The organism is Deltaproteobacteria bacterium, from assembly GCA_029860075.1.
Classification (GTDB): Bacteria; Desulfobacterota; JADFVX01; order JADFVX01; family JADFVX01; genus JAOUBX01.
In genome coordinates this window covers 1-3,334 of sequence record JAOUBX010000156.1, presented here as the reverse complement: position 1 = coordinate 3,334, position 3,334 = coordinate 1, and the positions used below count along the sequence as shown (strand labels likewise).

The 3,334-nt window shown below is 45.3% G+C and carries 3 protein-coding genes and 1 rRNA gene; 3 read left to right on the top strand and 1 reads right to left on the bottom strand.

The window, feature by feature from the left end; all coding sequences use genetic code 11:
* Positions 1-102, bottom strand: a 16S ribosomal RNA gene (locus tag OEV42_21420); the annotation flags it as partial.
* Positions 103-503: 401 nt separating this feature from the next.
* Here OEV42_21420 and OEV42_21415 point away from each other — a divergent pair.
* The 3 genes from OEV42_21415 to OEV42_21405 all read left to right on the top strand — a co-directional run.
* Positions 504-1,421, top strand: a complete 918-nt coding sequence (locus OEV42_21415; GenBank protein ID MDH3976830.1) for an ATP-binding cassette domain-containing protein — start codon at positions 504-506, stop codon at positions 1,419-1,421.
* On the top strand, positions 1,414-2,226 hold the full coding sequence (locus tag OEV42_21410; GenBank protein ID MDH3976829.1) for an ABC transporter permease: 813 nt from the start codon (positions 1,414-1,416) through the stop codon (positions 2,224-2,226). Before OEV42_21415 ends, OEV42_21410 begins: the two co-directional genes overlap by 8 nt.
* Positions 2,223-3,334: DEAD/DEAH box helicase family protein (locus OEV42_21405; protein MDH3976828.1), on the top strand; the 1,112-nt coding region annotated here is incomplete at its 3' end. The genes OEV42_21410 and OEV42_21405, both read left to right, overlap by 4 nt.

Genomic DNA, 3,334 nt, shown 5'->3' with positions numbered 1-3,334 from the left:
TGCGCCACTCTACTCGCACCCGAAGGTGCTTTCTCGTTCGACTTGCATGTGTTAAGCACGCCGCCAGCGTTCGTTCTGAGCCAGGATCAAACTCTCCAGTTAAATTATACTGAAGGAGTTAAACTCCTAACAAAAATATCTCAAAAAAAATCGACTGAACTTCTCTGCTATTTAGTTTTCAAAGACCAACAAGAAACAAAGGCTCGCCAATCAAAGCGAATCTTTATTTATATCAAAATCAGATTTGGTTGTCAATACAAAAAATGAAGTTTTTAAACGGGGATCTAATCGACAATAACTTTGTGAAGAAGATGTAACCTCATTAACCCTGTGAAAGGCAAGATAACAAAATGACTTTACAAAGTCAACAAAAATGATAAAACAAATGACATTATATTTCTTGAGATGTTGAGTATCCCATCTGTAAGCTTTTACCACCAAATCCCTTGCCATGGAGCGAGGCAAAATGTAGAATTAAATCCAATTTAATATTCGAGGCTAATATGTCTGCTATTGTTGAGGCAAAAGGACTGACAAAAAAATACGGCAACAAAAAAGTCGTCAAAGAGGTGAACTTTACCGTCAGGAAAGGTGAATGTTTCGGTTTTCTCGGTCCCAACGGTGCAGGGAAAACGACAACCATGGGAATGGTCTACTGTTACAATCCACCCACTGCCGGAACGATAAGTGTATGCGGCAAAAAAGTGGGCATCCACGACAGGGCAATCAAAAGCATGATAGGTGTTGCTCCCCAGGAAGACTCCCTGGATCCTGAACTGACGATAATAGAAAATCTTTTGGCTTATGCCCGATATTTTTCCATACCCAAAAACATCGCCCTTGCAAAGGCGAGGGAACTTCTTGACTTTATGCAGCTTAAAGAGAGAAGCAATGATCGCGTTGTGGCACTCTCAGGAGGAATGAGAAGAAGACTGGTAATCGCAAGAGCGCTAATAAACAGTCCTAAACTCATAATTCTCGACGAACCGACTACAGGCCTCGATCCCCAGGCAAGGCACGTCATCTGGGACAAACTCCACAAACTAAAAAAAGAGGGTGCAACCTTGCTTCTCACCACTCATTATATGGAAGAGGCCTACAACCTTTGCGACTGTTTAGTCATTATGGACAAAGGATCCTTTGTCGCCGAAGGAAGTCCTGACTCCTTAATCGCTGAGCATTTAGAGAAGGAGGTTATCGAGATAATATCAAGGAGCGGTATTGAGTTCGATATGGACAGCCTCCTGGAAGGCCTCACCTTCAGACATGAAAAAAGCGGCGAGCGTGAATACCTCTTTGCCGATGACGGGGACCCTATCGTCAGGAAGCTTCTCGACCTGGGCGCCATCGAGGTCCTGCACAGGAAGGCCACACTGGAGGACCTTTTTCTTCGTCTTACAGGGAGAGAACTCGATGAATAACAAAAAGACATCCCCTTTATCAATGATAAAAACAGGCATTTCATCACTATTTTCAAGAGGCGCGTTCAGTGTATGGCAACGAGACTTCGACGTATGGAGAAAACGTTATGCTGCAAGCCTGATTGGAAACCTTGGCGAACCGATACTCTTTCTCATCGGCATGGGCTTTGGCCTTGGCGCGCTTGTTGCCCCCATTAAAGGAGTAAGCTATATCGAATTCATAGCGCCGGGCCTCGCCTGTTCGGCGGCCATGTACGGCGCCAGCTTTGAGTGTACTTTTGCGGCATACACAAAGATTGCCGTCCAGAAAACCTACGATGCCATCAGAGTAACACCGGTTTCAGTAGAAGAAATAACGGCGGGTGACATTTTATGGGGAGCAACCAAGGGTATGATTGCCGGCATGGTTTTCCTTACAGTCATGTTTTTCTTCGGCCTCGTGAAATCCTGGTTAGCCCTGCTGCTGCCACTGCTGCTGGCCATTTTGTCCGTTGCATTTGCTTCACTGGCCATGTTCTTTACATCAAAGGCTCCTGCCTATGATTTTTTCTCATACTACTTCACTCTGATTATTGCTCCCATGTTCCTCTTTAGCGGCATTTTCTTTCCCCTTGATCAACTCCCCTTCATTGTCCGCATCATTGCCTGGTTCACCCCTCTTGTCCACTGCGTCAATATCTCTCGTGGTCTCGTGCTGGGAGAGGCGGGAACCTGGATGCTCATCGATCTTGTATGGATTCTTGCCTTTGCAGCGTTTATCCTCGCCACAGCCATCAGGAGCGTCAAAAAAAGGGTCATCAATTGACAAGAGAAGAAAGGGTAGAAGTTGCCCTCGATCAACCCCTGGATCAGACTTTCACCTATCTTCTGCCAGACAATAATAACATCCCCCATTTAACAGGGAGGAGGGTCCTTGTTCCCCTGGGAAAAAGGAAAGTAACAGGCTATATCCTGGGACAAGCCGGGGAAGATCACAAAGGAAAGCTCAAGGAGATAGAGGCCTTTCTCGACAAAACGCCCTTATTTAACGAAAACATGCTCACCTTTTTCAGGTGGATATCAACTTACTATCAGGCGCCTCTCGGTGAAGTCATTAAAAGCGCCATGCCTGCAGGTATAAACACTTCCACCTTCAAAACCATCAGTTTGTGCCGCGACAACATTTGCGACAGAAATAAACTTTCCAAAGAAGATAAAAGAATCCTGGCCTACCTGAAAAACAGAGAAGAAACAAAACTTTCTGATTTCAAAAAAAGACATAGCAGCGGCAAAGACCTGTCAAGGCTCTACCGCCTTGAAAATGCAGGCTTTGTCAAAATGGAAACAAGGATCAGCAAGGGACGTGTAAGGGAAAAGAAGGTTTATTTTGTCACTCTGCCCTCATCAGGTGAGTATGCAGATACAAAGATCAGCCCACGTAGTCAGGAAATTATAAATTATTTAAAAAATCACGGTGAAGTGAGCCTCGCCTCTCTCATTAAAGAGATGGGAACAAGCCACGGCACGATAAAGAGACTAAAAGAAAAAGGGCTTATCACCCTGCCGGAAAAAGAGGTTTTCAGGGATCCTTTTTCTGTGCCGGCCAACACGACACCGGCTGAAAAAGAAAAGAGGCATGAACTGAACCTTTCCCAGAAAAAGGTAATGAAGGAAATATCCGGCGCCATAAACAAAGATGGATTCAGCCCCTTTCTGCTGGAAGGTAAAACAGGCAGCGGTAAAACGGAAATCTACCTTCAAAGCATCGAAAAAACCGGCGGCAACGCCATTGTTCTTATTCCTGAAATATCGCTTACCCCTCAACTGACGGCCCGTTTTCGTGAACGCTTCGGTGACAGGGTTGCTATTCTCCACAGTGGCCTGTCTCAGGGTGAGAGGTACGACCAATGGAGAAGAATAAAAGATGAAACCTA